21 protein-coding genes and 1 riboswitch are annotated in these 23037 nt (G+C 51.8%); of the genes, 2 read left to right on the forward strand and 19 right to left on the reverse strand.

From position 1 onward, the window contains the following. Positions 1 to 232: 232 nt before the first annotated feature. The 3 genes from ACFO9Q_RS01475 to ACFO9Q_RS01485 form a co-directional block, all read right to left on the reverse strand. Positions 233 to 637: a hypothetical protein gene (locus ACFO9Q_RS01475; RefSeq protein WP_379177899.1), complete on the reverse strand. Its 405-nt coding sequence runs from the start codon at positions 635 to 637 to the stop codon at positions 233 to 235. A 115-nt stretch (positions 638 to 752) separates the two neighbouring features. Further along, positions 753 to 1139 carry a hypothetical protein gene (locus tag ACFO9Q_RS01480; RefSeq protein ID WP_379177901.1) on the reverse strand — a complete coding sequence of 129 codons (387 nt, stop codon included), beginning with the start codon at positions 1137 to 1139 and terminating at the stop codon, positions 753 to 755. A gap of 5 nt (positions 1140 to 1144) precedes the next feature. Continuing rightward, complete coding sequence (locus tag ACFO9Q_RS01485) at positions 1145 to 1564, reverse strand: hypothetical protein (protein ID WP_379177903.1); 420 nt, start codon at positions 1562 to 1564, stop codon at positions 1145 to 1147. 199 nt (positions 1565 to 1763) lie between these two features. On the opposite strand from ACFO9Q_RS01485, the gene ACFO9Q_RS01490 reads away from it, so the two are divergent. Then, positions 1764 to 2144, forward strand: a complete 381-nt coding sequence (locus tag ACFO9Q_RS01490; RefSeq protein WP_379177905.1) for an SET domain-containing protein — start codon at positions 1764 to 1766, stop codon at positions 2142 to 2144. 112 nt (positions 2145 to 2256) lie between these two features. On the opposite strand, the gene ACFO9Q_RS01495 is transcribed toward ACFO9Q_RS01490, so the two are convergent. Then, a complete protein-coding gene (locus tag ACFO9Q_RS01495; RefSeq protein ID WP_379177907.1) occupies positions 2257 to 3120 on the reverse strand; it encodes an exosporium glycoprotein BclB-related protein in 864 nt (287 codons plus the stop codon). A gap of 226 nt (positions 3121 to 3346) precedes the next feature. Here ACFO9Q_RS01495 and ACFO9Q_RS01500 point away from each other — a divergent pair, with 226 nt between their 5' ends. Beyond that, positions 3347 to 4378: a YheC/YheD family protein gene (locus tag ACFO9Q_RS01500; protein WP_379177909.1), complete on the forward strand. Its 1032-nt coding sequence runs from the start codon at positions 3347 to 3349 to the stop codon at positions 4376 to 4378. Here the strand turns inward: ACFO9Q_RS01500 and ACFO9Q_RS01505 are convergent. The 15 genes from ACFO9Q_RS01505 to ACFO9Q_RS01575 form a co-directional block, all read right to left on the reverse strand. Continuing rightward, positions 4364 to 5191, reverse strand: a complete 828-nt coding sequence (locus ACFO9Q_RS01505) for a TatD family hydrolase (protein WP_379177911.1) — start codon at positions 5189 to 5191, stop codon at positions 4364 to 4366. The genes ACFO9Q_RS01500 and ACFO9Q_RS01505 overlap by 15 nt on opposite strands. Positions 5192 to 5193: 2 nt before the next feature. Further along, positions 5194 to 6030 carry an ABC transporter ATP-binding protein gene (locus ACFO9Q_RS01510; protein WP_379177913.1) on the reverse strand — a complete coding sequence of 279 codons (837 nt, stop codon included), beginning with the start codon at positions 6028 to 6030 and terminating at the stop codon, positions 5194 to 5196. A 2-nt stretch (positions 6031 to 6032) separates the two neighbouring features. Beyond that, positions 6033 to 6800: an ABC transporter permease gene (locus tag ACFO9Q_RS01515; RefSeq protein ID WP_379177915.1), complete on the reverse strand. Its 768-nt coding sequence runs from the start codon at positions 6798 to 6800 to the stop codon at positions 6033 to 6035. Then, a complete protein-coding gene (locus ACFO9Q_RS01520; protein WP_379177917.1) occupies positions 6790 to 7092 on the reverse strand; it encodes a thiamine-binding protein in 303 nt (100 codons plus the stop codon). The genes ACFO9Q_RS01515 and ACFO9Q_RS01520 overlap by 11 nt, the downstream gene beginning before the upstream one ends. Positions 7093 to 7184: 92 nt before the next feature. Next, positions 7185 to 8225, reverse strand: coding sequence for an ABC transporter substrate-binding protein (locus ACFO9Q_RS01525; RefSeq protein WP_379177919.1), 1041 nt, complete (start codon positions 8223 to 8225; stop codon positions 7185 to 7187). 151 nt (positions 8226 to 8376) lie between these two features. Further along, positions 8377 to 8491, reverse strand: a riboswitch (TPP riboswitch). 136 nt (positions 8492 to 8627) lie between these two features. Further along, positions 8628 to 13136, reverse strand: coding sequence for an endo-alpha-N-acetylgalactosaminidase family protein (locus ACFO9Q_RS01530; protein WP_379177921.1), 4509 nt, complete (start codon positions 13134 to 13136; stop codon positions 8628 to 8630). A gap of 148 nt (positions 13137 to 13284) precedes the next feature. After that, positions 13285 to 14586: a Gfo/Idh/MocA family protein gene (locus tag ACFO9Q_RS01535; RefSeq protein WP_379177923.1), complete on the reverse strand. Its 1302-nt coding sequence runs from the start codon at positions 14584 to 14586 to the stop codon at positions 13285 to 13287. A 26-nt stretch (positions 14587 to 14612) separates the two neighbouring features. Next, on the reverse strand, positions 14613 to 15458 hold the full coding sequence (locus tag ACFO9Q_RS01540; RefSeq protein ID WP_379177925.1) for a carbohydrate ABC transporter permease: 846 nt from the start codon (positions 15456 to 15458) through the stop codon (positions 14613 to 14615). A gap of 3 nt (positions 15459 to 15461) precedes the next feature. Continuing rightward, positions 15462 to 16352, reverse strand: a complete 891-nt coding sequence (locus tag ACFO9Q_RS01545; protein WP_379177927.1) for a carbohydrate ABC transporter permease — start codon at positions 16350 to 16352, stop codon at positions 15462 to 15464. An 80-nt stretch (positions 16353 to 16432) separates the two neighbouring features. Further along, complete coding sequence (locus tag ACFO9Q_RS01550) at positions 16433 to 17740, reverse strand: ABC transporter substrate-binding protein (protein ID WP_379177929.1); 1308 nt, start codon at positions 17738 to 17740, stop codon at positions 16433 to 16435. 94 nt (positions 17741 to 17834) lie between these two features. Then, a complete protein-coding gene (locus ACFO9Q_RS01555; protein ID WP_379177930.1) occupies positions 17835 to 19520 on the reverse strand; it encodes a sensor histidine kinase in 1686 nt (561 codons plus the stop codon). Between the two features lie 4 nt (positions 19521 to 19524). Further along, positions 19525 to 21051 carry a helix-turn-helix domain-containing protein gene (locus ACFO9Q_RS01560; RefSeq protein ID WP_379177932.1) on the reverse strand — a complete coding sequence of 509 codons (1527 nt, stop codon included), beginning with the start codon at positions 21049 to 21051 and terminating at the stop codon, positions 19525 to 19527. 95 nt (positions 21052 to 21146) lie between these two features. After that, entirely contained in the window at positions 21147 to 21470 is a 324-nt protein-coding gene (locus tag ACFO9Q_RS01565) for a YolD-like family protein (protein ID WP_379177934.1), read from the reverse strand. Beyond that, positions 21467 to 22711 (reverse strand): DNA polymerase IV, encoded by a 1245-nt coding sequence (locus tag ACFO9Q_RS01570; RefSeq protein WP_379178040.1) that lies wholly within the window; start codon positions 22709 to 22711, stop codon positions 21467 to 21469. Before ACFO9Q_RS01570 ends, ACFO9Q_RS01565 begins: the two co-directional genes overlap by 4 nt. Before the next feature lie 22 nt (positions 22712 to 22733). Beyond that, positions 22734 to 22943: a hypothetical protein gene (locus ACFO9Q_RS01575; RefSeq protein WP_379177936.1), complete on the reverse strand. Its 210-nt coding sequence runs from the start codon at positions 22941 to 22943 to the stop codon at positions 22734 to 22736. Positions 22944 to 23037: the final 94 nt, after the last annotated feature.

Genomic DNA, 23037 nt, shown 5'->3' on the forward strand with positions numbered 1-23037 from the left:
TTTAGATCTCCTCTGTTTGTAACAACCATCAAAACTTGGATAATATTTTTCATATCACATCACTCCCTTCGAAAATGAAACAAATATCAATCTAACCATTCGACTTATTTGAGTAAATCACTTTTCTCATAATGTGATCTAAACTAAACTGCCCCTTAGCTTAACGAGGCAGCCATACATATTCGTGTCAGCCTCGTCAGTTTCCTTTAGTGAACTATCGTTTCCCGATAGCTCAACTTTCTATTACGTTCAGTTCCTTTTTGATAAAAGCTTCTATCTCACTTAAGTAAGGGGATTTATAGACAAGTCCATCCTTATTCATTAGGACATACATCGGGAATGTCGATATATCCAATATTTTTAACTTTTTACTCAGTTGTTTATTGTAACGATGTCCATTCATTTCTGTAACGTTATCCAGAATTACCTGATTAGAATGTATGAAGGATTGTACCTCCTTCATCTCATTATGAGGTGTAACGCCATTATGATAAAACAAATGTAACTTATAATCACTGTGTTGAGGTTTCAAATCCTCAATTGCCTCTTCGTATTTTGAACCATTGCATCCACTAAGAATAATGATTACAAAAGAGACCATTAACAAAAGCTTGAACAATCGACCTTTTAGCTCCATTTATCCACCTCCGTATGTATCATAAGTGTTAGTACAAAATTGCAATTGGTATGGTTATTAAACAGAAGACTAAAGTTCGTTTTATTGCGTTACTAGTACTGTCAGTCGTTGCATTTTACAGAGCCAATTGTTCTAAAAGAAGCTCAAGATCCGATTGTCTTCCCCAGTAAGCTCCTCCATCCGATTGAACTTCAAAATCATCACCTGAACGAAGAATAAGGATTTTACTAGTAGTGTTCAATTCAATAACAATGCCTGATGCGGGTGTTGGACCATTTAAGTTGTTTTTCTTTCGAATGTCAGTTATATGATTAAACCAGCTGATGATTTTTTGTTTCTCATTTGAATCAGCCTCTCGTTCTTGACTTCCCCACAGCTTAATACTTGCAACCTCATGCTCGGCTATTTCATCATGTAATTGCTGAGTCGAGTAGTGATTCCACCCCAACCACACCATAGCTCCTATAAGGAGAACAACTGAGAAAATGATGGTTTTTTTCATGTTGTTCATCTCTCCCATTCTAACTCGGTTTCATCGCTTTGCTTCTCAGCTATGACAGGGAAAGTAGTTTTGTCCCCTAACTTCTCAATCCTGACCCGATAAGGCTTTAGCATTTCTCTCCAGTCTTCCGTAGGGGAGTTAGAGGCCGCAGAGCTGAGATAGTCGACAATTATTTCCTTCAATTGTGCATTCGTAATCAGGGTCGAGTCGTACTCTATTCCTATCTTGAACAAGTTATCATCAGGATTAGCTGCATAACCAGTCAATCGTATACCGGGTTGTGAGTCTAGTTCGTCCATGCCTTCAGCCAATCGATCACTAATTTCCGAGAAAGTCTCCTTATTGCTCTTCTCTTGGCACCCTGCAGTCATTGCAATGGAAGTCACCAACGCAACAAGCAACAAACAATGAAACCATCGTGACATGTTATCCCCCTTAATGTTTACGAGCAATTATGTAAATCAATTCATTCTAATATAGAGACGTAAATAAATTCAAATAGTTGCGTTACTCGTGTTCCATGTAAACGGTTTGATGTTTCCACACGCATAAGGTAAGATAAGGTCTTGAATGTTTATCATGGAACCTGGAGTTTCATAGACTATAGACCTGTAGGTGAGCAGCATGATTGAGGTTAAGGTATCCAAGCTTAGCGGCGGGGAGTTTAATCGAGGTGTTTTTGCAACGCAAGACTTCAAGAAGGGTGATCTGATTCATAAAGCGCCGGTTATCCCTTATGTGAACGAAGACCATGAGCATATTGAGAAAACGATTCTGGCTGATTATGTGTACGAGTATGGAGCGAACCACACGGCCATCCTGTTAGGCTACGGAAGCCTCTTCAACCACTCTTACACGCCGAACGCCACGTATGAGATCAACTTCGATGAGCACACGTTCGACTTCTATGCTTATACCGATATTAGCGCCGGAGACGAGATTCTCATTAATTATAATGGCGAGGAAGATAATATGGACCCGCTCTGGTTCATGGAGGATAAGTAGCACCATCTACAAGACAAGCCGTCTCCGAAAAAAACACAACAAGCTGTCAGCGCCTAGCTGACAGCTTGTTGCAAGTTAATGTAGCAGCCCTGCTAAGTAGTCCTGTTGTCCATTAGACAAGAGAGACACCTGCGCTTGCATAACCGACAACCGTCTGGATTAGTGTCACACCCGTGGCAGTTGCAGAGAACACGAGCAGCAGCCTGCTGCCAGTGGTCACTGGAATCGTCAATCCTGTAACAAGACCGCTGCTTATGTCTCCCAGAGAGATAATACCGGTAAGCGAAGGAGTTAACGTAACTAATGCTCCTGGAACAGGACTGAATGTATTACTCGTTGCAGTGGATACATATAATTGCGCCGTTATCGTAACTGTTGTCCCTACCAGAGCTAGGGCCAGGGTACTGCTGAATGTAGCTGCCATAGATGTAAGAGTACCGTCTCGAGGGACAGAGTAGGCAAAATTAAGGAGGGGCCCTAACACAGTGCCTGTAAGATCAATGACACCCCCTAGAACAGATACATTCGATACAGCATTCCCGAATCCTACCAGCCCTGCTGTACCCACAAGCCCACCAAGAATGGTGGTCATCGTAATAGGTAACCCCGATGCGTAGGGAATAATGGCCCCGCTCCCGGGAATACCTGCTTCACCTGTTTCTCCTGTTGCACCAGTTAGCCCGGTTGCTCCCGTTGCTCCTGTTGCTCCGGCTGTACCGGCTGTACCAGCTGTACCAGCTGGACCAGTTCCTCCTGTTGCACCCGTTGACCCGGTTGCTCCTGCAGGACCTGTTGCTCCTGTTACACCCGCTGACCCGGTCGCTCCAGCTGGACCGATAGCTCCCGCGGCTCCTGTTGGACCTATAGGACCCGTTGGACCGGTTGCTCCTGTTGCCCCTTGTACGCCTTGAATCCCTTGTGGTCCCTGGGGACCTTGCGGTCCTGGTGGACCCGGCGGTCCAGGCAGTCTACCCATTTCGTTCACTCCCTCATATACCATGTCATCCATACTTACCAGACAAGTTTGCAAGCGATGCAGGATATCCCGCCTCACAATATGTATTCGCTTCAGGATAGGTTTATACTGGACCCTTACAGCTGGCTAAACACATATTTGACAATGCGTGTACTATTGTCCATGCAATTCCGGCTGACGGACATACCATAACCTTGACTGGGTTGATGAGCATGGGAGGTACTCCGTGAACAATAAGATAGGTATGCTCGGCATAATGGTTGCTAACGCTGCGTCCAAAAAAGCAGTACTTAACAGTTATCTTCGCGTGAATCCTACTGGCTTAAGGCTATTCTGCTTCACACCCTCTGATATTAATTGGGAGCAACAGAGAATTAACGGACTTCATAGAGTGAACAAAGTCTGGCGGCGACGGCTGTTTCATTTTCCCCAGGTTATTCTCAACCGGTGTTACGATCTGAGCAGGAGCTTCATCCATCGTCTGGAGTCCGTCATCGGACACCATAAATGCTTCAATCATCAGAATCATCTGGGCAAGCTCGACATGCATGAACACCTAAGCAATGGGCTTCCCTCCTCTACTCCTCATACTCTTATCTATAATGAGCAGAATGCTTCGGAGTTGCTGGCAGCACACAAGGTTATCTATATGAAGCCGAACTATGGCAATAAGGGGCTCGGGGTATACCGGGCTGAGCTGAAGGATTCAGGAGAGATTCATATTGGGGAACATCATCTCAAGCCCCTCATTATCGCAGCTGATATGGCACAGTTCCACGAAGTCACGGATGCGATCATTGGCAGCACGCCCTATATTGTTCAGCAAGGAGTTCATATTCAGACCTTAACTGGCAGAACCTTCGATATTCGAATCCTTGTGCAAAAAAATAAGACGGGCTCCTGGTCAATTACCAGTGCTATAAGCCGTGTCGCCTTCAGCGGCTGCTTCAACACGAGCATCTTCGAGAAAATGTGTGTAGCCAGGGAGGCACTTCAATACTTGTATTCGCCTGACGCGGCGCAAGCTCAACTTCATACGAGCTATATGTTAAGCTTGCTAGCAGCAGAAGCAATCGAATTACGCAGCGGCTTGCATCTTGCTGAGATTAGCGTAGATCTCGCCATTGACGAGGAGGATCATCTCTGGATTATTGAAGTGAACGGAATGCCGCAGAAAAGCTTGTATCGCTCCTTCCAGAGCTATCGCAATGCCTATAGACGCCCGCTCGAGTACGCAGCATATCTATATGAGCGGTGACTCATACATTCGGCGAGCATTATTCAGCAGAGCGGCAGACGCCGTCTCTACTGAGATGCCCTTAAGCTGTGCAATGTGATGAATGACATCAAGCACCATGGATGGCTTCGTTGCCAATCCTTCGTATTCCCTCTCGAACGGCCACGGTCCATCCGTCTCCGCCATCATCAGCTCAAGCGGATAAGCTCGAACGAGCTCCTGAATCTCACTCTCATAGGAGACGTCGGGTGTAATTGAGATGAAGCAGCCGAGGGCAATCATACGCTGAATCGTCGCCATACTTCCCTTGAACCAGTGAAAATGGGCTCGCTTAACGCCGTATTGCTCAAGCATATCGCAAGCCTTGTCAGCATCCTCATAGACGGCATGTAGAACAATCGGACGGCGGAGCTCTGCTGCAAGTGCGATGAAGGTATCCAGCAGCTGCAAGTACGGCTCCTCATCGAATGGTGTTGCCTCTGATTGTGCAGCCATCCTCGTGTAATACGGAAGCCCCACCTCTCCAATCGCGAACGATTCGCCCGCTTCATGCCTCTCCCTTATCCACTCGACAAGGTCGCTCATCTGCTGTTCGGTCGGCACGGGCTGCTCGGGATGGAAGCCATAAGCAGGAAGCACACGGCCGGGGAAGCTCCTCGCTAGTTCATAGTTGACCCGACTGGATTCAAGATTCATAGAGACGGCCACAACCGCCTCACCTCCGTCAGCGAATGCTTGCTCGAGCAGCGGCGCTCGCTCAGCCTCGTCGTAGAGGTCGAGATGAATGTGGGCATCCATCCAAGGCAGGATGGCATCTCTAGCAGGAAGACTCATCCTCATCGCACCCCCTGTCCGTTAACCGTTCCAAGTAAGTCATAGATGGTCTGCTTCAGCCCATTGAATACGGGGTCCGTCCATAAGGCAGCTGCTCTCGGCCTTGCGAACGGCACGATAATCTCCTTGATCACAGACGCTGGCGGAGCGGACATGACGAGTATTCGGTCGGAGAGCAGCAGCGCTTCCTCAATGCTATGTGTAACGAACAGAACGGAACGCCGGTTCTGCTCCCACAGTGACAGCAGCCACTGCTGCATATGCATTCTCGTCAAGGCATCAAGCGCGCCGAACGGCTCGTCCAGCAGCATGAGCGGCTTGGGCGACAACAGTGCTCGCAGGAAGGATACCCGCTGCTGCATGCCGCCTGACAAGACATGCGGATACGCGTCCTTGTATTCTTCAAGCCCTACACGCGGAAGCCACTCCCTGGCTAACGTGCTGGCCTCGCTTCGGGACAGCCCTGCCACACCAAGCGCGAGTTCAACATTAGCGCTGACAGTGAGCCAAGGGAGCAGCGAAGCCTGCTGCGGCATATAGGTGATATGGCCTCTCTCCCCGGTCGTAGGCCGTCCCTCTATCCGGACCTCGCCTGCTGAGGGCATTGCAAGGCCTCCAATCATCTGGAAGAGGGTCGTCTTGCCGCTGCCCGATGGGCCAATCAGGGAGACGAACTCCCCGTCTGCGACGGTTAGCGACAAGTCTCGAAGGATGACCTTCTCCGGCTGCCCGCGGCTGCCGGCGAAGCTTAAGTGGATGTTCGACAGCTCTAATGCCTTAGGTCTGTCCTTAGGTCTGTCCTCAAGTCTATTCTTATCTATGTCCGTATGTCTGTGCATATCTAATGGTCCCCTTCCGCTTGCCGCCACCTTACAACCATTCTCTCTGCGAGAACAACCAGCCCGAACAGAATTAAGCTGAGCGCTACTATGAGAATGACCGCTGCGAACACTCGAGGCGCCTTGTAAGACTTGGATGAGAGCAGCATGAAGTGGCCCAAGCCGCTCTGGGATCCAATCCATTCTGCAACCACAGCGCTCGTCACGCTGTAGGAGGCGGCGATCTTAAGTCCGGAGAACAGATAGGGAACAGCATGAGGCAACTCCAGCCGCCAGAAGAGCTGACTGCGGCGTGTTCCAATCATGAGCATGTAATTCCGCAGCTTCGGATCGCTCTGTGTCAGCCCTGTCAACATAGCTACGCAGATTGGGAAGAAGCAGACAATGACGACGAGCAGCACCTTCGGCAGCAAGCCATAGCCCAGCCATAGGACCAGCAGCGGACCAAGCGCAATAATGGGCACGTTCTGCGTTAAGACTAGCAATGGGTAGACGCCAATCCTAGTTCCGGGAATAATATGCAGGACGGCGGCGAGCACGAAGCCCGCCGCCGCACCTCCTATGAAGCCTAACAGGGTAAGCTCTGTTGTCGCCCACGTGTTCTCCAGCAGTCTCGGCGCTATTGCGATCGCTTCCCTACCTACGTCTAACGGCGAAGGCAGCAGCCACTTCTCAATACCGCTCCACATCACTCCGGCCTGCCAGACGATAAGCAAGGCAGCCATTACAGCTGCAGGCGGCCATATGCGGGCAAGCCGATTACTGCCCATCCGGGTACTTCTCCAGCAAGCGGCCCATCGATGCCCCGTCCGCAGGATTATAATAGATCTTGATCTGAGAGATTACTGAAGGGCAGCCGAGCTCGGCCATTCCTTCATTCATCTGCTTCACGATGCCCAGCAGCTCACTGAGCTCACCCTCCATCGTCGTCTCCAGCGGGGCAACCCGGTAAGGAACACCCGATGCCTTAATGATTGCAATAGCGCGATCCACATAAGGAATGACGCTCTCCCCGCCGGGAGTATGAGGCAGAATCTGAATGCTTACTAATGCGTTAGCCATAGGAACACTCCTCTGATGAATGTCTTCATGATTCATGATATATATTGCTTGGCGGGCCTAAGCCCTCCTGCATACTTTTGCTCAGCCAATCCTTACTTCTTCGCTGGAAGATAGTCGTTCGTGAACGCCTTATCTGCATCCAGCTCCTTCTCCAGCAGCTTATGCTCCAGCATCCACTCGGCATAGTTCACCCATACGTCCCGCTTCTGCTCTCCCCACCGCGGCGCATCATCCTGGTAGCGCGGGCTCAGCCACTTCTGGCTGGCACGGACCAGCTTCGGATCCAGATCCGGCTCAGCCGCGATGAGCACCTCTGCTGCATCCTCTGGATGGTCAATCGCATACTGGTACCCTTCCGCAGCTCCAGCGACGAACGCCTTCACCAGCTCGGGCTTGCTCTCCATCAGCTTCTCGCTCGTCGCCAGCACAGGCGTGTAGTAATCCAGCTTGTCGCTGTAATCCGTCAGATACAGCATGTTCAGCTTCTCCCCGCGCAGCTCCGCCTCTACTCCAGTCCATGCATAGTAGATCCAGGCGAAGTCAATGTCCCTCTTCACTGCCGTGAAGAAGTCGGCGTCGCCGATACTGACGATATTCACCTTGCTCACATCGCCGCCCTTCTCCTGCATGATGGAGTCAATGACCGCTTCCTCGACAGGAGCGCCCCAGCCGCCGTAGGTTTTCCCTTCGAACGCCTTCGGTGAATCAATCCCCTTGGCAAGCGGGGAAGCGAATCCGGATGTATTATGTTGAATGACGGCCGCGATTGACACAAGCGGCACATTCTCCATCCTTGCCATCGTAATGGCCTCTTGATAAGAGACTCCGAACTCTACTTCTCCCTTGGCTACCAGCTGATCTGCCCCAGTCTGCCCCGGCTGAATAATCTCTACATCCAGCCCCTGCTCTGCAAAGTATCCCTTATCCCGCGCCACATACAGGCCGGTATGGTTCGTGTTAGGTGTCCAGTCCAGCACCACCTTCACCTTCGTCAGCGGCTTGTCCGCTCCTGCATCGTCTGCATTATCTTCCTTGTTGCTGCCCGAACTGCAGCCTGCCAGCAGCACCAGCACAGCGACTGCTGCCGTCCACCATCTCAGTCTTGCACGTCTTGCTCGGTTACGTTCTCCCATTCTCTCTCCTACCCCTCTCATCTATGCAGGACGAAGATAACTTCTGCTCTCGAGCTCATTAGAAAAAAGCGCCCCCCGATCCGGGAGGCGCTGCATAAGTATGGGCTGTACGTACAGCACGAGCAAGCCATCCCACTCGCATGGGGGCAGTCACTGTGCTACAACTTCATTCCTACGCTGGCATTATCCAGATCAGGTGTAAGGGTCGGGATTATTAGCGTGAATCCCCTCTCAGCCAGTCTCAACCAGCTCCCCGGTACTTATTCAATTTGAAGTTATTTCATCCAATTAATAAGGATTATTATAGCAGAGGACCGCTGGTTTGCCACCTTTATTTTTTGGTGCGTGGCCCAACCTTCCCTCTCCGCCGTTCAGAGGATCCCTGAACACCACCAACTCTCTTTATTGGCCGTATACCTCTACTTCTGCGTAATGATTATAGGCGTTCGCAGTACTGCCGTTTGTCCATAGCCGAACATATCGCGCGTTAACCGGACTAAAAGTCACCGCTTTGCCGCTGCTCGTCTCCACGTACTCCGCGTCGTTGCCGACACCCTGTCCCGATGAGTTATTGGCGTCGTTATTGAAGACGGTTGTCACTCCGGTCTGGAAGGTCGGGTCGTTCGACACCTGCATGATGACGTCACGATAGGTTCTGGAATCGTTGTAATAATGCAACACTTTGAGCGTGTTCAACTGAAATGCCCTTCCCAGATCCAGTTGCATCCATTGGCTTCCCGGATCCTTGATATCCACCCAATCGCCTATGCTGCCGTTCGTTGCTGCCATTTCCCATAGGTAATTCGTTGTACTGAAGGTTGGCTTGAGATTAGCGGCCAGATTGGCGGCGACGTTAACCTCGACCTCCAAATAATGATTCTCGCTGTTAAGGGAATTTCCATTCGCCCAGAATCGGACATAGCGGGCATTAATAGGTGCAAAATTCACTTCTTTCCCGGCTGATGATTCCGCATATTCCGCGTCATTGCCGACACCCTGCCCCGCCGAGTTGTCGGCATCGTTATTGAACACGGTGGATACGCCGGTCTGGAAGGTCGGATCATTCGACACCTGCATAATAACGTCCCGATACGTTCTGGCATCGAAGTAATAATGCCACACCTTGAGGGAAGAAACATTGTACGACGCACCCAGATCCAGCTGCATCCAATGCGGTCCGGCTGCTGTTGTTTTTGCGTATTCCACGGACTTGTTCTTCGTTCCATCCGTCGCGTATGCCGCATTTGTCGCGGCCGTATCGAACGTAGGCGTTCTTCCAAGCGCCGGATTAAAGGCGTTAATGGACTCTCTGTCGTTCGAATTCAAGACTCTTACGTCCACATAATGATTCTCGCTATTGACGGAATTGCCATTGGTCCACAGCCTGATATAGCGTGCTTGAACCGGATTGAACACGACCGTCTTGCCATTCTTCGTCTCTGCATACTCCGCATCTGTTCCTATCCCTTGTCCAGCGGAGTTGTTGGCGTCGTTGTTGAACACCGTGGTTACGTTAGTCTGGAAGGTCGGGTCGTTCGATACTTGCAGAATGACGTCGCGATACGTCCTGGAATCTGCGTAATAATGCCATACTTGTAACTCATTCAGCGTACGAATTCCACCCAAATCAATCTGCATCCATTGCGGGCCGCTAGCGGTTATCTTGGTGTATGCCGCTGAATTGGATGCATCGTTATCGGTGGCCAAATAGCTGGAAGAGACAGAGGTCGTACTGAAGGTCGGCGCTTTCCCGTATGCTAAGTTCCTGAGCGGCAATACGGTCGACCCGTCTTCCGTTACTTCATCCACTGTAAGATCGTCGATCACGAGGTCTGCGATTTGATCTGTCCCTTTCTTGTTTGAAGAATTGACGAACTGAAGTTGAACATCGTCCAAATCTCTCGTGCTGAATTGTAAGGAGGCGGTATTAATCGTGTCCTGGGCGCCGTTTAATGCCGTTACGCCATAGTCGACTCTTTTACCCGGCGAGCTCAGCTTGAAGCTCCAACCGGCTGCCGAATCGAAGAGCGGCTTGTATTTGAAGCTTAACTTATACGTTTTGTTAGGCATGAATTTGAGAAGGCTTGGCAGCGTTTTGACGACCGTTCCGAACGTATTGTAATACACCCTCATGGAATGGTTGCCTGTAATCGTATCGATGGTGAATGGCGTCGGACTATGCGTGCCATCGGCCTTAAGATCGTTCAGATTCGTTACGGCAGCTAAGTCTGCGGTTTCGTCGTGCATGAACGGGCCCGCCCAATGAGTGCTCTCGAACCCATCGTAATAATAATGTCCGCCAGCGCCGTAAGGATTCTCTTCTTCTCTCAAGCGTAGATCATCGAACGTTACCGCGCCGCTATTGCTTGCAAGTCCCCTTAACGTCAACTTGGCCGTTGTCTGGCCAGCCGGCAATGTAAAGTTCACTTTAAGCAGAGGCCAATCTAGACGTTCCTTGGCTACCGTAATCTTTCCGTTAATCGAACTGGCTACAGGGGAGCCTCCGTAATTGCTTACTTCCAGCGAAGCTTCCCTATTGCCCTCCGACTGTCCGAATACGGTGATGGCGTAAGACTTGCCAGGGGTTAGTCCGCTGATCGTTTGACTGACCGATCCTTCCGGGCTGCCGGCGATTTTCAGATACCGGTTGGCATTGGCATCTGTCTCGATCGTAATCGCTGCCGTGCCGCTCTTGGTCCAGCTGGCGAAGGCGCCGCTATTGAATTCGAAGTCCGATATGCTGCTTCCCTCTCCCCAGATAACGGGAGCTTGCGCGCTTGCTCCTTTCAAGATAACGTAACCTTGCTTGGCTAAGTAATTAATCGTAACCTGGTTGTTCGTTACCGGAAGATCCTGCACGTAGACTCTGCCTTCCGTATCCGACAATTTATAGAGCTTCACCGTACTCAGACCATTCCAGCTTTGCGGCAAGGTCCAGGTTCGGGTTCCTCCGGCAGACATATAGGTCAAGATTTTATTTTCCGCTACCGGCTCATAGGGAACGAAGAGCTCTTGCGTACTGTCGTTCAGCTTGGCATATAACACATTATCTCTGTACACGTTGCGGTAGGTGCCGTCATAGACCGACTTCACGTTATGATCCAGCCATGCCGTCCAATTGTTGTTATTCGCCGAATCTTGGAAGACCTTCGTCAGTTTGAAGTTTTTCAGGTACGTATCGACAAGGACTTGCTTCCAGAACCCATTGATTCCATTATTGTAATTATTATTGTAGCTCCAGCCTAGGTAACCATAGTTCGTGTATTGATTAGCCGAGTCTGTAGGGAGTTTATTGGCATAGCCGAGCAAATTTTGATAGTTGCTGTCGCCTACGCCGAAGATCGTCTTGTCGTTCATAATAAATCTGCGGATATTGGAATCTCCATCGTCCATATAGGCATGAACCCAAAGTAACTGTTTTCCACCTTTGGCATAAGGTTTGATATCCGCATTGTACTCATTCAAACCTACCGGGAATTCCGTTGCCAGATTCCATCCGTTTTTCTTGAACTGCTTCACGATTTGATAGAGCTGCCATTTCGAATTCGGGCCGCCGTCCACCAGCTTTACGTCTACATAACCGAATTTCAGATTAGGGAAGGTTGCGCGCAGTGCGTCATAACGCTGATTGAGAAGATGCGATTGCCAATATTCCGTCAGGTTGATCGTACTGCCTTCACTTAGTCTAGTGAAGTATTCCCAGATGATGGGAGCTGTAGTTTTCGGCGTGGCATCATACAAGCTGCTTGCTTTGTAGGTCAAGTCATTGTCCGTATGCAGCCCGACGCTAATATTCCAATTCTTGGCCTCATCGATGAACCAATTGAGCTTGTCGTCCCCTCCCAGCATCTCGGTTCCATGAATTTGAGGGTGTCCGACATTATCCAACCAATTTTTTAATTCGACCATTTGCGGAAAATTATCCGTGGCTAACGCTTGCCTTTTCAACGTATCCAGCATATTCTCATAGGTCCACGGATACCTTCCGCGGTAATTAAGCGCGATATTCATGAACGTCGTTTGCTGCGCGAGCTTGTTCTCCGTTAACTGATTGGCCGGGTCGTTGGTCTCTCCGGGCATAGGGTCCATGATGTCCCTGTACGCGAGAGCCCCGTCCTGCCAATCGATCGTACTATCGTTATTGCGATCTTCCGTAATGACGACTTTCGCCCACGGGAGATCCATCGCTTCGCCACCAGGTCCACGGTACAGATATTCGAACGGCCATGCCCCGGTCCGCTTATCCGTTCCCTGTTGCACGGTTTGTACGTATACATTCTGGCTGGTTAAGCTTACTTCGATTGCAGCGGCTAATTGGTTCGTATACAGTATCGTATGACCGGCTTGCACAGGGCTGCTGTCAACCGCTTTATTCGCGACAGTCCCTATCGTGTCGACCGATTCGTAATTCAGGTTATACGCCATAGCGGATCCGGCTTGGCTCTGCTTGACCGATATCAGATTCCAGTCGGGAATTTCGAGCGTATTCACCTTCGTTGTCCCGCTATCGTCGATAGCGGTTATATTCATGCTCAGTACATCTCCCGCTACCTCGAACACAAGCGTTATGGAGATTGAGAGGCTTGAGATAGTGAGCGTATAGGTAATGACGTTACTCGAAGTCATCGTACTGGTCACAACAGGAGTATACAGCGCGCCGTTGATTTTCACCTTAGATAGACTATTCTCCTGACCGTAGATCACCTTTCCCGTCTTGACATACTGGATAACGCGGGGAAAGTCACGATCCACTTCGACCGTAAGACTGTTACTTGAGATCGTTGCGGAAGCTGCATGTGCCTCCTCTGGATAAAATAACGGCGTAGCGGAGATCAATGTGAGCATACAAAGGAAAGCGGTGGCCCAACGAACATATTGTTTACGTAACCTTATTTTCATTTGGGAAATCATACTCTACTCTTCCTTTCGCTTCAAAGTAATAGATTCATACTTGGCAACTCAGCATAATGCCCATCCAACTCTCGCCTTGACCCTTACTTCAGTTGCTCACCCCCTCTCCACCATGAACTAGAAATGCCGTATCCGATTGATGTCGCGTTTACTCGCTCATCGACACCACACGGCCCTCCAAGCGGGAGCGCTCCGCCGCGAACGCCATCAGATGGCTCTGTACGGAATGGTAAGCCCCGGTTCGAGCCCCTTCGGCCGAGCCGCCTGCGACCAGGCGGCAGAAATCGCGCATGAGCCCTTCGTCGCCGCCGCCGTGCCCCTCGTGCCCGCCGGGCGACTTCAGCGTAATCGTCTCGGTTCGCCCGCTGCCGAACAACGTAATCTCGATCTCATCCTTCTCCATTGAACCTCGAATTTCACCGCGCGTACCCATGATTTTGATCGTGCGACCGATCTCATTCGTGAAGGCGCTCATCGTGAACGCTGCCGTAATGCCGCCCTCGAACTCCAAGTTGACGACCTGATGATCGACGACGTCGTTATCACAATGATAGACGCATCGGCCGTAGGGTCCCGTCTCGAGCGCCCTCCGCCGCGCTTCGTAGCTCGGATCATCGCTAATCGCGCTCGTCGGCCAATCGGTGTCGCTCGTCAAGTAGAGCCGAGGCGCATAATACGGGCAATTGTCGGCGACGGGGCAGCCGTCCAGGCAGCGCTTCGGCGCGCCCGCCGGGGCCTCATCCTTGCGGAAGTGGGAGAGCGACCCGAACGACGATACCTTCGTGCAGTCGGCTCCCGCAAGCCAGAGCAGGATGTCGAGATCGTGGCACGATTTGGCCAGAATCATCGGGCTGGACTCACTCGCCTTGCGCCAATTGCCCCGGACGAAGCTGTGGGCTTGATGCCAGTAGCCGACATTCTCGTTATGCACGATCGACACGACGTTGCCGATCCGCCCTTCTTGGAGCAATTGCTTGAGCGTCGAGAAGAATGGCGTGTACCTCAGCACGTGGCAGATCGCGAACAGCTTGCCGCTCGATGCCGCCATATTGCCCATCCGGATGCATTCCTCGGGGTAGGTCGACATCGGCTTCTCCAGCAGGACGTGGAGACCTGCTCCCATCGCGGCCATGGCCGGCTCGTAATGCATCTTGTCTTGTGTACAGATGATGGCGGCGTCAGCGTACAGCTTGTTCGAAGAACCAGCTGCACGGCCCGCCCCGTTCTTCAGCTCCGCGCCGCCTTCCGTTATCGCGTCCAGCAGCTCCTTCCAGTCCGCATAACCACGCTTTTCGTCCAGACCGTGACGAACGAGGATTTTGCGGCGGCGCTCCTCGTTCGGCTCCGCTACGGCGACGACTTGCATCCGTTCGGGATGGCTATTGGCGTATTCCGTATAGATTTGCCCTCTGAGTCCCGCACCGAGCAGGACGACTTTTACCGGTTTCATTGTACGAACACTCTCCTTGATGTGGGTTATCCCTTGATTGCACCCGAAGTAATGCCTGCAATCATGTACTTCTGCATGAACAGGAAGAAGAGCAGAAGGGGCAATATGGCGAGGAACATCATCGGGAAGAACGTCGTCCAGTCCGTCGAGAACTCTCCGATGTTGCGGAACACCTCGAGCAGCAGCACGCCGTGCTCCCTCTTATGCAGGAATAGCAGCGGGGTCAGAAAGTCGTTCCAGGTGTTAAGACCGGCAATGATGGCGACGGTAGCGACAACCGGCTTCAGCAAGGGCAACGTAATTCGGAAGAAGGTGCCGAATACGCCGCAGCCGTCAATCTTGGACGCTTCCTCCAGCTCCAGCGGAATCGACGAGATGAAGTTGCGGAACATGAAGATGCCAAGCGGCAAGTTATAGCAGATTTCGAGCAGAATGACGGCGGCGAACGTATCCATGAGATGCAGCGTTCTGACGAGCTTGTACAATGGCAGCAGGGCGATCTGATACGGCACCATCATGCCGATTAGGAATACAGCGAACACTCCCCGATTAAGCCGGCTGGCTCTCCTTGAGATGGCATACCCTGCCATGGCGGACAGGAGTACAATGCCGACTACGGATATGCCGGTAATCAGAACGTTGTTTTTGAGTACGTTGATGTAATTCATCGACCGGAACGCTCTGGCGTAATTGTCCAGTGTCGCGTCCCAAGGCAAGCCGAGAGGATAGAGTAAGGCTTGCTCGGGCGTCTTGAACGTGGTCACGACCAAGTAATAGATCGGGATGAAGAAAATAATCGAGAGCAAAATCATGAACGTCTCCAGCGATAGAAGGAATCGGCGCTCCGTGCGGTAATAAGATGACCGGGCCATCGGCTACTCTCCCTCCCAAAGGCGCAAAATACGTAAATAAGTGAAAGTCATGACGGCCACGACGATCATAAACACGATGCCAAACGCCGAGCCTTGTGCATAGAACCCTTCTTCAATTCCTTTATTGAACATGACGGAAATAATCGTCTCCGTCGCGTGCCCAGGTCCGCCCTTCGTCAATGCGAACACCGAGTCGAATACTTTCATTCCGCTGATAAGCGATGTGACCGTGCAGAACGTAATGGCGGGCAGGAGCAACGGCAGCGTAACGAACCGGAACGTCTGGAAGCGTCTTGCTCCGTCGATTTTGGCCGCCTCGTAATATTCCGGCGAGATGCTCTGCAAGTTGGCAAGGTAGATGACCATCTGATACCCGGCCCATTGCCACACCTGGGTGAAGATAACGGCATACATGGCGAACTTCGAATCGCCGAGAAAGTTGATTTTCTGAAAACCAAGCGCCTGCAGCCCTTGATTAATTAAGCCGAAGTCCGTTGGCGAAAGCAGGTAGTTCCATAAATATCCGATGACGAGAACGCTGAATACACTCGGCATGAAGTAGATGGAGCGGAGGAAATTTTTCGACTTCAGCCGCTGGTTAAGCGCCAAGGCGAGCGGAATCGCGCATACGTTCTGAAAAATCGTCGTCAGGATGGCGAACAGGAGTGTGTTTTTTATGGCGGCCAGGTACAGTTCGTCGTTCATAATAGCTGCGAAATTTTTCAAGCCTACGAATCTGACGTGTACGGGGTGGACGTCGGACCAGTTCGTTAGGCTGTAATAGAACGCGTTAAACGTCGGGTACAGAAAAAATAAGGCGTATACGAAGACGGCGGGGATGATGAGCAGGAAGTAAGGAAGCCCCTCTCCGTTTAATTTTAGGCGTTTGGTCATGTCGTTCACTCCTTCGCAAAGCCCGTTCAGAGATAGGAAAAGGCAGCAGGACGCTGCCCTTCAGGTGTAAGTCGAATGGTTTATTCCGATTTGGCCAACAGATCGGCTTGTTTCTTGTCTACTATGGCGAGGACCTCAGCCTCGGACTTGCCTGTTAGAATCATTTCCTGAAGCTGTCTGCCAAGCTCTTCGAAGCCCGGATCGCGGCCGACGCCCCATTTGTTCGGCGGATAGTAGACGTTGCCGGCCTGGAACGCCGCCTGGGAGTCCGCGAATACTTCCGGCATCTCGAACGTTACGCCCTTCACGTAGGAGGAGCCGCCTTTATTGTCGTTCCAGTACGCCTGTTGGCCTTCCGGCGAAGTAATCAAGTCAAGCACTTGATAAGCGGCATCCTTCACTTCCGAATGGCTGTTCAGAGCGAATGTGACGCCTGGACCTCCGACCATCCAGCCTGGCCCGCCCTTCGTGCCCAGGTTCGGGAACATGCCGAGCTTCATGTCGGGATTCTTCGCTTGAATCGCTTCGACGTCCCACGGTCCGGATTGGAGCATCGCGGCTTTTCCCGTCGCGAACGAGTCAAGCGCCTGATCGGGTTCCACACCAATGTCGTCTTTACTGAAGATGCCGCCCTTAATGTACGTGTCGTACCAGGTCGTTAGCGCTGGAGCAAGCGCGTCTTCCATCTTCTTCTCGCCTTTCGAGAAGCCTTCGTCGAAGTCCTTGCCCTCTGACGTGCCGAGGTAGTCGTTGACGGCCAGCGCGATGAACGATTGACCAGCAATCAGCGGATTCTTCAAGCCAATCGCCTGTGGAACGATGTCGTTCTTCTTGAATGTCTCTGCAACTTGCTTGTACTCGTCCAGCGTCGTCGGTGTCTTAAGCTTGTATTTCGCGAATAGATCCTTGTTATAGAAAATGCCGTTGAACCAGCTTGCTTGCGGCAATCCGTACAGCTTGCCGTCGTAGGTTGCGACTGCTTTGCCCGCATCCAGGTATTTGTCGGCGTATCTGGAAGTTAGATCCTCGAAGTATCCGAGGTTGACGGTATTGCGGTCCATGACGTTGTTGCCGCCGAATATGTCCGGACCTTCGCCCGCCGCGAGCTTCGTTCGAACGATCGTGGAGAATTGGGACACCTCTATGAATTGATACTCGAGCTCGACGTCCGGAAGCTTCTGCTTAATCAGGTCGAGCAGCGTTTTCAAGCTTTCTTCTTTGGCCCAATAAGCCAATGTCACCTTCGTCCTCTCCCCGGAAGAGGCTTCGGTCTCAGGAGCCGATGGGGATGGAGTGTTAGAATTGTTGCCATCATTGCTGCCGCAGGCTGTTAGCGCAAGGCCGAACGCGAGCAAACTGGCGAGTAAAATCGTTAATCTTTTTTTCATACGTGGTATCCTCCTTCGATTAGGTCTACATTCTAAGTATAGAAAGCGCTAACGCCGGGAGAAAGCCAAAGTTTTTTTGATTCGTACAAATAATTTACGCATTAGCGGCCAATTTGGGGTTGTTCACGTAAGGAAACCTAACATAAACCTCGGTACCCTGTCCAAGCTGGCTTCGAATGTCCAAGCCGTATTCGAGTCCGTAGTAAATCTGAATACGTTCATGCACGTTGCGAACGCCATAGCTGTTATGTACTTCAGTGAAGAGACCAGCGAGCGTCCGTTCGTCCATGCCTACCCCGTTATCGCGAATCGTGAACCTGACGATGCCGTTCTCAAGTCGGCTTGTAATCGTCAATCGCCCCCGCTCTCCCCGCTTCTCCGCGAGCCCGTGGTGAACCGCGTTCTCAACTATCGGCTGAAGCAGCAAGTTCATCATCGCATGCGGGAGCGTAGCCGGGTCGATGTCGAATTCAATGTCGTATCGAGCGTCGTTGCGGCTCTGCTCGATGTCCAAGTAAGCCTCAACATTGGCGAGCTCGTCCCGGACGGTCGTCAGGCTGCGGCCCTTGTTGAGCGTCGTTCGGTAGAATCGCGAGAGTTGCGTGACGAGCTTGCTGATATCCTCGTCTCCGATACGAAGAGCCTTGGCGTTAATGAAAGATAAGGTGTTGTAGAGAAAGTGAGGATTAATCTGAGCTTGCAGCGCTTTGAATTCCGCCTCCTTAAGCACAATCTTGCTGCGATAGGCGTCGTCGATCAGCTCGTTGAGGCGCCTCAGCATACGTCCGAATCGATTGGTAAGCTGACCAATTTCATCCTTAGCCGTAGAGCCGATATAGACTTCCAGTTCCCCTTGTTCGACGAGCTGCATCTTACCGTTCAAGCGATGAATGCCTCGAACGAAGTGGCGAGAGAACAATAAGACGATGCCGGCAATGACGAGCAGGCATACGAAGGCCAGAGCGAACGTCGCGCCAAGAATGGCGTCAGCTCCTTCGTTAAGCGATGCTGCGGACACATGGTAGTTCAGCATCCAATTCGTCCCCGGTACCGGGATGTTGAGCTCGCGTAACGTTCCGGACGCAGCAGGCTCGCCGTCTGTGTCCGCGGTTCCTTGCGCTTCGTATTGGTATAGCTCTCGTCCTTCGTTATCTGTTAGAAGTAACCCTTGAGGGATTTTCGGGGAGGTGATGAGATTGTCGAACAGCCATTTTTGATCAATCTGCATATAGAGCAGACCCACTTTCCTGGAAGAGATCGGGTCCATGACTCTGCGCGTCACGAACAGTTGATTGCCGTCGTACCACCACTGCGATGCCGTGCTGGACATCGTGGCGCGATACCATGACTCTTCCTTTACCAGAAGACTCGATCGGAGCAACTCTTCGTCGGTGCGGTTCCATTCGTCGGAGTAGAGGATGATTTTCTTGATGTCGTTTCCGAAGTAGATATAGTTGTATAGAATCGGCTCCATATCTTTGTGTAGATTATAGGAAGTCAGCAGCGAAGTACTGCTGTCCATCATCTGGGCAATCGAAGGATGGAAGACGATCGACTTGATCGGGTTCTCCTGCAAGCTCATCCGGTAACGGATTTCCGTCACGATCTGGCGCACAGTGTCGCTCGTCGTCATCTCCAGTTGACGCTCCAGGCTCCTTTTGGCGTTGGCGTACGAGTATATTCCTAGCACGAGCAAGGGAATGAAGGCGACGACGACATAGGAGAAAACGAGCTTTTTCCACATCCTCATATCGCGGAAAGCAAGCAGCAGCGTCCTCACGCGATCACTTCCTTTCCCTGTATTGCGCCGGAGTAACACCGAACTGGGTTTTGAACAAGTGCGAAAAATACCAAGCATTGGAATAGCCGACTCGAGCGCTGATGTCCACGACTTTCATCGCGGTCTGTTGCAGCAGCTCTTTTGCCTGCTCCAGCCGGTAGGAGGTCAAGTATTTGCTTAAGCTTTGCCCTGTTTTCTTCTTGAACAGATAGCTGAGGTAACTGGGGGACATATAGACCGATTGTGCGAGCTGTTCGAGGCTGAGATCTTCCGCGTAGTTCTCCTGAATGGCGCGCAGCACTTCGTTCACGGCGACGTGCCCGGCATTCGGGGAAGGGGCGGCGCTCGTGCTGCTGCTGCGCAGCTCAGCAATCAGGTTCAAGACGAATAAGCGGATATTCGTCGCATGTTCCATGCGCATTACCGCCTGCTGTGCCTGCATCATTGCTTCGGAGGACAGCGACTGCTTCTCGTGGAGGCGACGAACGATTTCTGCGAACAGGCATTTGACGAACATGGATGGATATAAGGGTTTTACACTCCTATTGGCGAAGAAGGCCGATATGCGTTGCTCCAGATTATCGTAATCGCCATGATCGACGTCGCTATACCATTCGCTCAGCATCGCCTGAATATCTTCGGAACGGCGCTCGTCTCCATACCCGCCGGTCGAAGCTACATCGTGTCCCGAAGCGGTATCCCCATCCATCCATACCACACTGCACTCTGCAAAAAAACCCAGCTCCCTTACCTGCTCCAAGCGCTGGAATTCATCCCGGATACCGGAAGGGATAGTCGAGGGTCTACCAAAGATGATTAAGGAAGCGGTATTAAACTCTGTTGTCAATAGTTGTTGCAGCGAATGACCGAGCGGCTCGATTGCGGTTGATAAACATACGGAGTCTCTCAAAAAAATAACGCTTAACCGCTCGTTTACATTGATGTATGTACCACGTTCTTCAAGGAGCTCCTCGATTTTCCGTTCGGAGCACTCATATTCACGGTCGAATACTGGATCCTTCGTCTGAACGAGGGCAAGCCGGTATCGCTCGCCTCTCGCGTCGGACGTCTCAGGTCCGCCTGGGCTGCTGAGAGCAGGGCGGCGGTACAGCAACTCGCGCAGCGTCTCCCGGAGCTGATATTTGCGTTCTAGCTTTGACTGAATTGCTTTCTCAATGCTATGATTCATCACCGTAAGAAACGAAGGTACTTCCAGAGGCTTCAGCAAGTACTCGGTAATGCCGAGGCGCATCGCGCTTCGCGCGTATTCGAACTCTCCGTAGGCACTATAGATGATGACTTGAAGGTCTGGCGATCTCTCTTTTGCGAGCCTTGAGAGTTCGATTCCGTCAACGAACGGCATGCGGATATCGGTGAATAACAAGTCGGCCGGATCTTCCGCATGAAGTCGGAGCGCTTCTTCTCCGTTATGGGCCGTACGGGTTTTCACTGGCAACTCATGCTTATGGACAAGCCACTCGATCGTTTCCCGTTCCATCTTCTCGTCTTCCGCAATGATTAGCTTTAGCATAGTGACGTCCCCTTTACGTATTGACCTTATCTACCTCCTATCTTATACCTATGTCAAATTTTCGGATAGAGGGTACCCGAAGGATGCGAAGGAGCTTAAGCCTCCTCAACCCCTTCAATATCCCGGCTCTCGAACCATTCCCCGTCTACCATGAATCGGCCTCGCTGGTTATCTACCCGGTCTACGACGCCAATCACAGCCAGCTCCTCGAACGGGTGGTACATGCGAATGGCAATCGGCTGCCTCAGCGCCAGAGACTGTGCCATCGCCCTTCCGATGCTCTCCCATTCCTGCTCATCGAGCACCATAGGCTGCCTGCGCTTCAGCTCCTTCGAGCTATGAATAATTTCCAGCTTATGCTCAGGCAGCATCATCCGGCTCGATTCCCACAGTCCATTTCCTTGAAGCTTTTTGCTCATTTGTAATGGCCCCCAATCTTCCCTGAACGGTCTCTTGCCTGTCCTGCTGCTGTAACAGATACAGCTCGCATAATAGCGGTATTGCCATACTTCGCCTTCAGCGCATCGGTTACACGCTCGAGCGCCATGGAGCGCTCGCGGTCGTCGAACATGGAGATCTGATAGTGCTCATCCTGGCTGAACTGCGCAAGTCCCACCCCTACCTTGCGGACGGGCTGACCGTCCCAGTGCTCCTCCAGCAGCTCTACCGCCGCCCGATAGACGTGATTCGTCACGTTGGTCGGATCGAGCATCTTCGCTTGGCGGGAGAATCCCGTCGGCCGGTCGAAGTCAGCCCCCATACATCCTACAGTGACGACATGCCCCATGAAGCCCTTGCTCCGGCATCTCTGGCAGACGAGCTCGGTCAGCTCCAGCAGGACGACCTTAATGTCCTCCAGCGTGCTGTAATCGCGGGGCAGCGTCATCTGATGCCCGACCGACTTCGGCGCTTCATCATGGGTGCCCGGCGTAACGGGGCTCGGATCAATGCCGTTGGCAATGCGCCAGTACATCTCTGCGTTAATGTCGGAGTTCTTGCCGAACTTGCGACGCATGAGCAGCTTCAGCTGCGGCAGCGGTGTTCGGGCAAGATCGCCAATCGTCGGAATACCCATCGCGTTGAAGTGCTGGGTCATCCGGCTGCCTGCCATGAACAGCTTGTTAATGGGCAGGCCCCACAGCTCGCTCTCCAGCCGCTCTCGCGTTAGCGTATAGATGCCCGAGGTATTCTTCTTCGCATAGTTGTCACAGGAGGTCTTCGCCATAATCTTGTTCTCCGCGATACCGAACCGGCAATAGACCCCGGTCTCCGCCTGAACCCGCTCCTGAATGAGCAGCGCCAGCTTCTCTGCGTGTCCGCCGTACAAGTGCAGAGAGCTCGTGACATCGAGGAACTGCTCATCGATGCTGTAAGGCTCCACCAAGTCCGTATAAGACTTGTAGATATCGGTAATCTGCATGGATACCCGAATATACTCCGCCATTCTAGGCCTTACAATGACCAATCCGGGACACTTGGATATCGCTTCGCCGAGCCTCTCCGCTGTCGTAATGCCCTTCTCCTTCGCAAGCGGGCACGCAGCCAGCACGATGCCGGATCTGCGCTTCGGATCCCCCGCCACTACGAGGGGCCGTCCTTCGTATTCGGGATTCTGCGACTTCTCCACGCTGGCGTAGAACGATTGGCAGTCCGCCAGCATAACTACCCGCTCACGGGCCTCCCTATCCAATGTCCTTCATCCTCTTCACCAGCTGCACAGCTAATATATTCGACGTAATGAGCAGCCGGGGAGCCCCCGCTGCGTAGCAGTAGACCAGCACTCGGCCCTCCTGCGGAACGGTGCGGATGCTCACCCTGCGCTTCGTCGTGTTCCCCTTGCGATCCAGGTAGATGACATCAACCACACAGCCTCTATAGTTCTCGATTCGCATGACGGCCTCCTTGGATACGGAACATTTGTTCTTATTATATACCGAACACGAGTTCTTATTCTAGATATAATATTTGCCATAGAGCGAATCGGTT

Source organism: Paenibacillus sp. GCM10023252 (assembly GCF_042653305.1).
Lineage (GTDB): Bacteria > Bacillota > Bacilli > Paenibacillales > Paenibacillaceae > Pristimantibacillus.

Bases quoted from the DNA above. Each gene is read 5' to 3' on its own strand.
- ACFO9Q_RS01490 (WP_379177905.1), top strand. From the start codon at position 1,764: ATGATTGAGGTTAAGGTATCCAAGCTTAGCGGCGGGGAGTTTAATCGA.
- ACFO9Q_RS01565 (WP_379177934.1), bottom strand. From the start codon at position 21,470: ATGAGCAAAAAGCTTCAAGGAAATGGACTGTGGGAATCGAGCCGGATG.
- ACFO9Q_RS01505 (WP_379177911.1), bottom strand. From the start codon at position 5,191: ATGAGTCTTCCTGCTAGAGATGCCATCCTGCCTTGGATGGATGCCCAC.
- ACFO9Q_RS01485 (WP_379177903.1), bottom strand. From the start codon at position 1,564: ATGTCACGATGGTTTCATTGTTTGTTGCTTGTTGCGTTGGTGACTTCC.
- ACFO9Q_RS01535 (WP_379177923.1), bottom strand. From the start codon at position 14,586: ATGAAACCGGTAAAAGTCGTCCTGCTCGGTGCGGGACTCAGAGGGCAA.
- ACFO9Q_RS01510 (WP_379177913.1), bottom strand. From the start codon at position 6,030: ATGCACAGACATACGGACATAGATAAGAATAGACTTGAGGACAGACCT.
- ACFO9Q_RS01540 (WP_379177925.1), bottom strand. From the start codon at position 15,458: ATGGCCCGGTCATCTTATTACCGCACGGAGCGCCGATTCCTTCTATCG.
- ACFO9Q_RS01475 (WP_379177899.1), bottom strand. From the start codon at position 637: ATGGAGCTAAAAGGTCGATTGTTCAAGCTTTTGTTAATGGTCTCTTTT.
- ACFO9Q_RS01520 (WP_379177917.1), bottom strand. From the start codon at position 7,092: ATGGCTAACGCATTAGTAAGCATTCAGATTCTGCCTCATACTCCCGGC.
- ACFO9Q_RS01480 (WP_379177901.1), bottom strand. From the start codon at position 1,139: ATGAAAAAAACCATCATTTTCTCAGTTGTTCTCCTTATAGGAGCTATG.
- ACFO9Q_RS01545 (WP_379177927.1), bottom strand. From the start codon at position 16,352: ATGACCAAACGCCTAAAATTAAACGGAGAGGGGCTTCCTTACTTCCTG.
- ACFO9Q_RS01550 (WP_379177929.1), bottom strand. From the start codon at position 17,740: ATGAAAAAAAGATTAACGATTTTACTCGCCAGTTTGCTCGCGTTCGGC.
- ACFO9Q_RS01495 (WP_379177907.1), bottom strand. From the start codon at position 3,120: ATGGGTAGACTGCCTGGACCGCCGGGTCCACCAGGACCGCAAGGTCCC.
- ACFO9Q_RS01515 (WP_379177915.1), bottom strand. From the start codon at position 6,800: ATGGGCAGTAATCGGCTTGCCCGCATATGGCCGCCTGCAGCTGTAATG.
- ACFO9Q_RS01570 (WP_379178040.1), bottom strand. From the start codon at position 22,711: ATGCTGGCGGACTGCCAATCGTTCTACGCCAGCGTGGAGAAGTCGCAG.
- ACFO9Q_RS01560 (WP_379177932.1), bottom strand. From the start codon at position 21,051: ATGCTAAAGCTAATCATTGCGGAAGACGAGAAGATGGAACGGGAAACG.
- ACFO9Q_RS01530 (WP_379177921.1), bottom strand. From the start codon at position 13,136: ATGATTTCCCAAATGAAAATAAGGTTACGTAAACAATATGTTCGTTGG.
- ACFO9Q_RS01525 (WP_379177919.1), bottom strand. From the start codon at position 8,225: ATGGGAGAACGTAACCGAGCAAGACGTGCAAGACTGAGATGGTGGACG.
- ACFO9Q_RS01575 (WP_379177936.1), bottom strand. From the start codon at position 22,943: ATGCGAATCGAGAACTATAGAGGCTGTGTGGTTGATGTCATCTACCTG.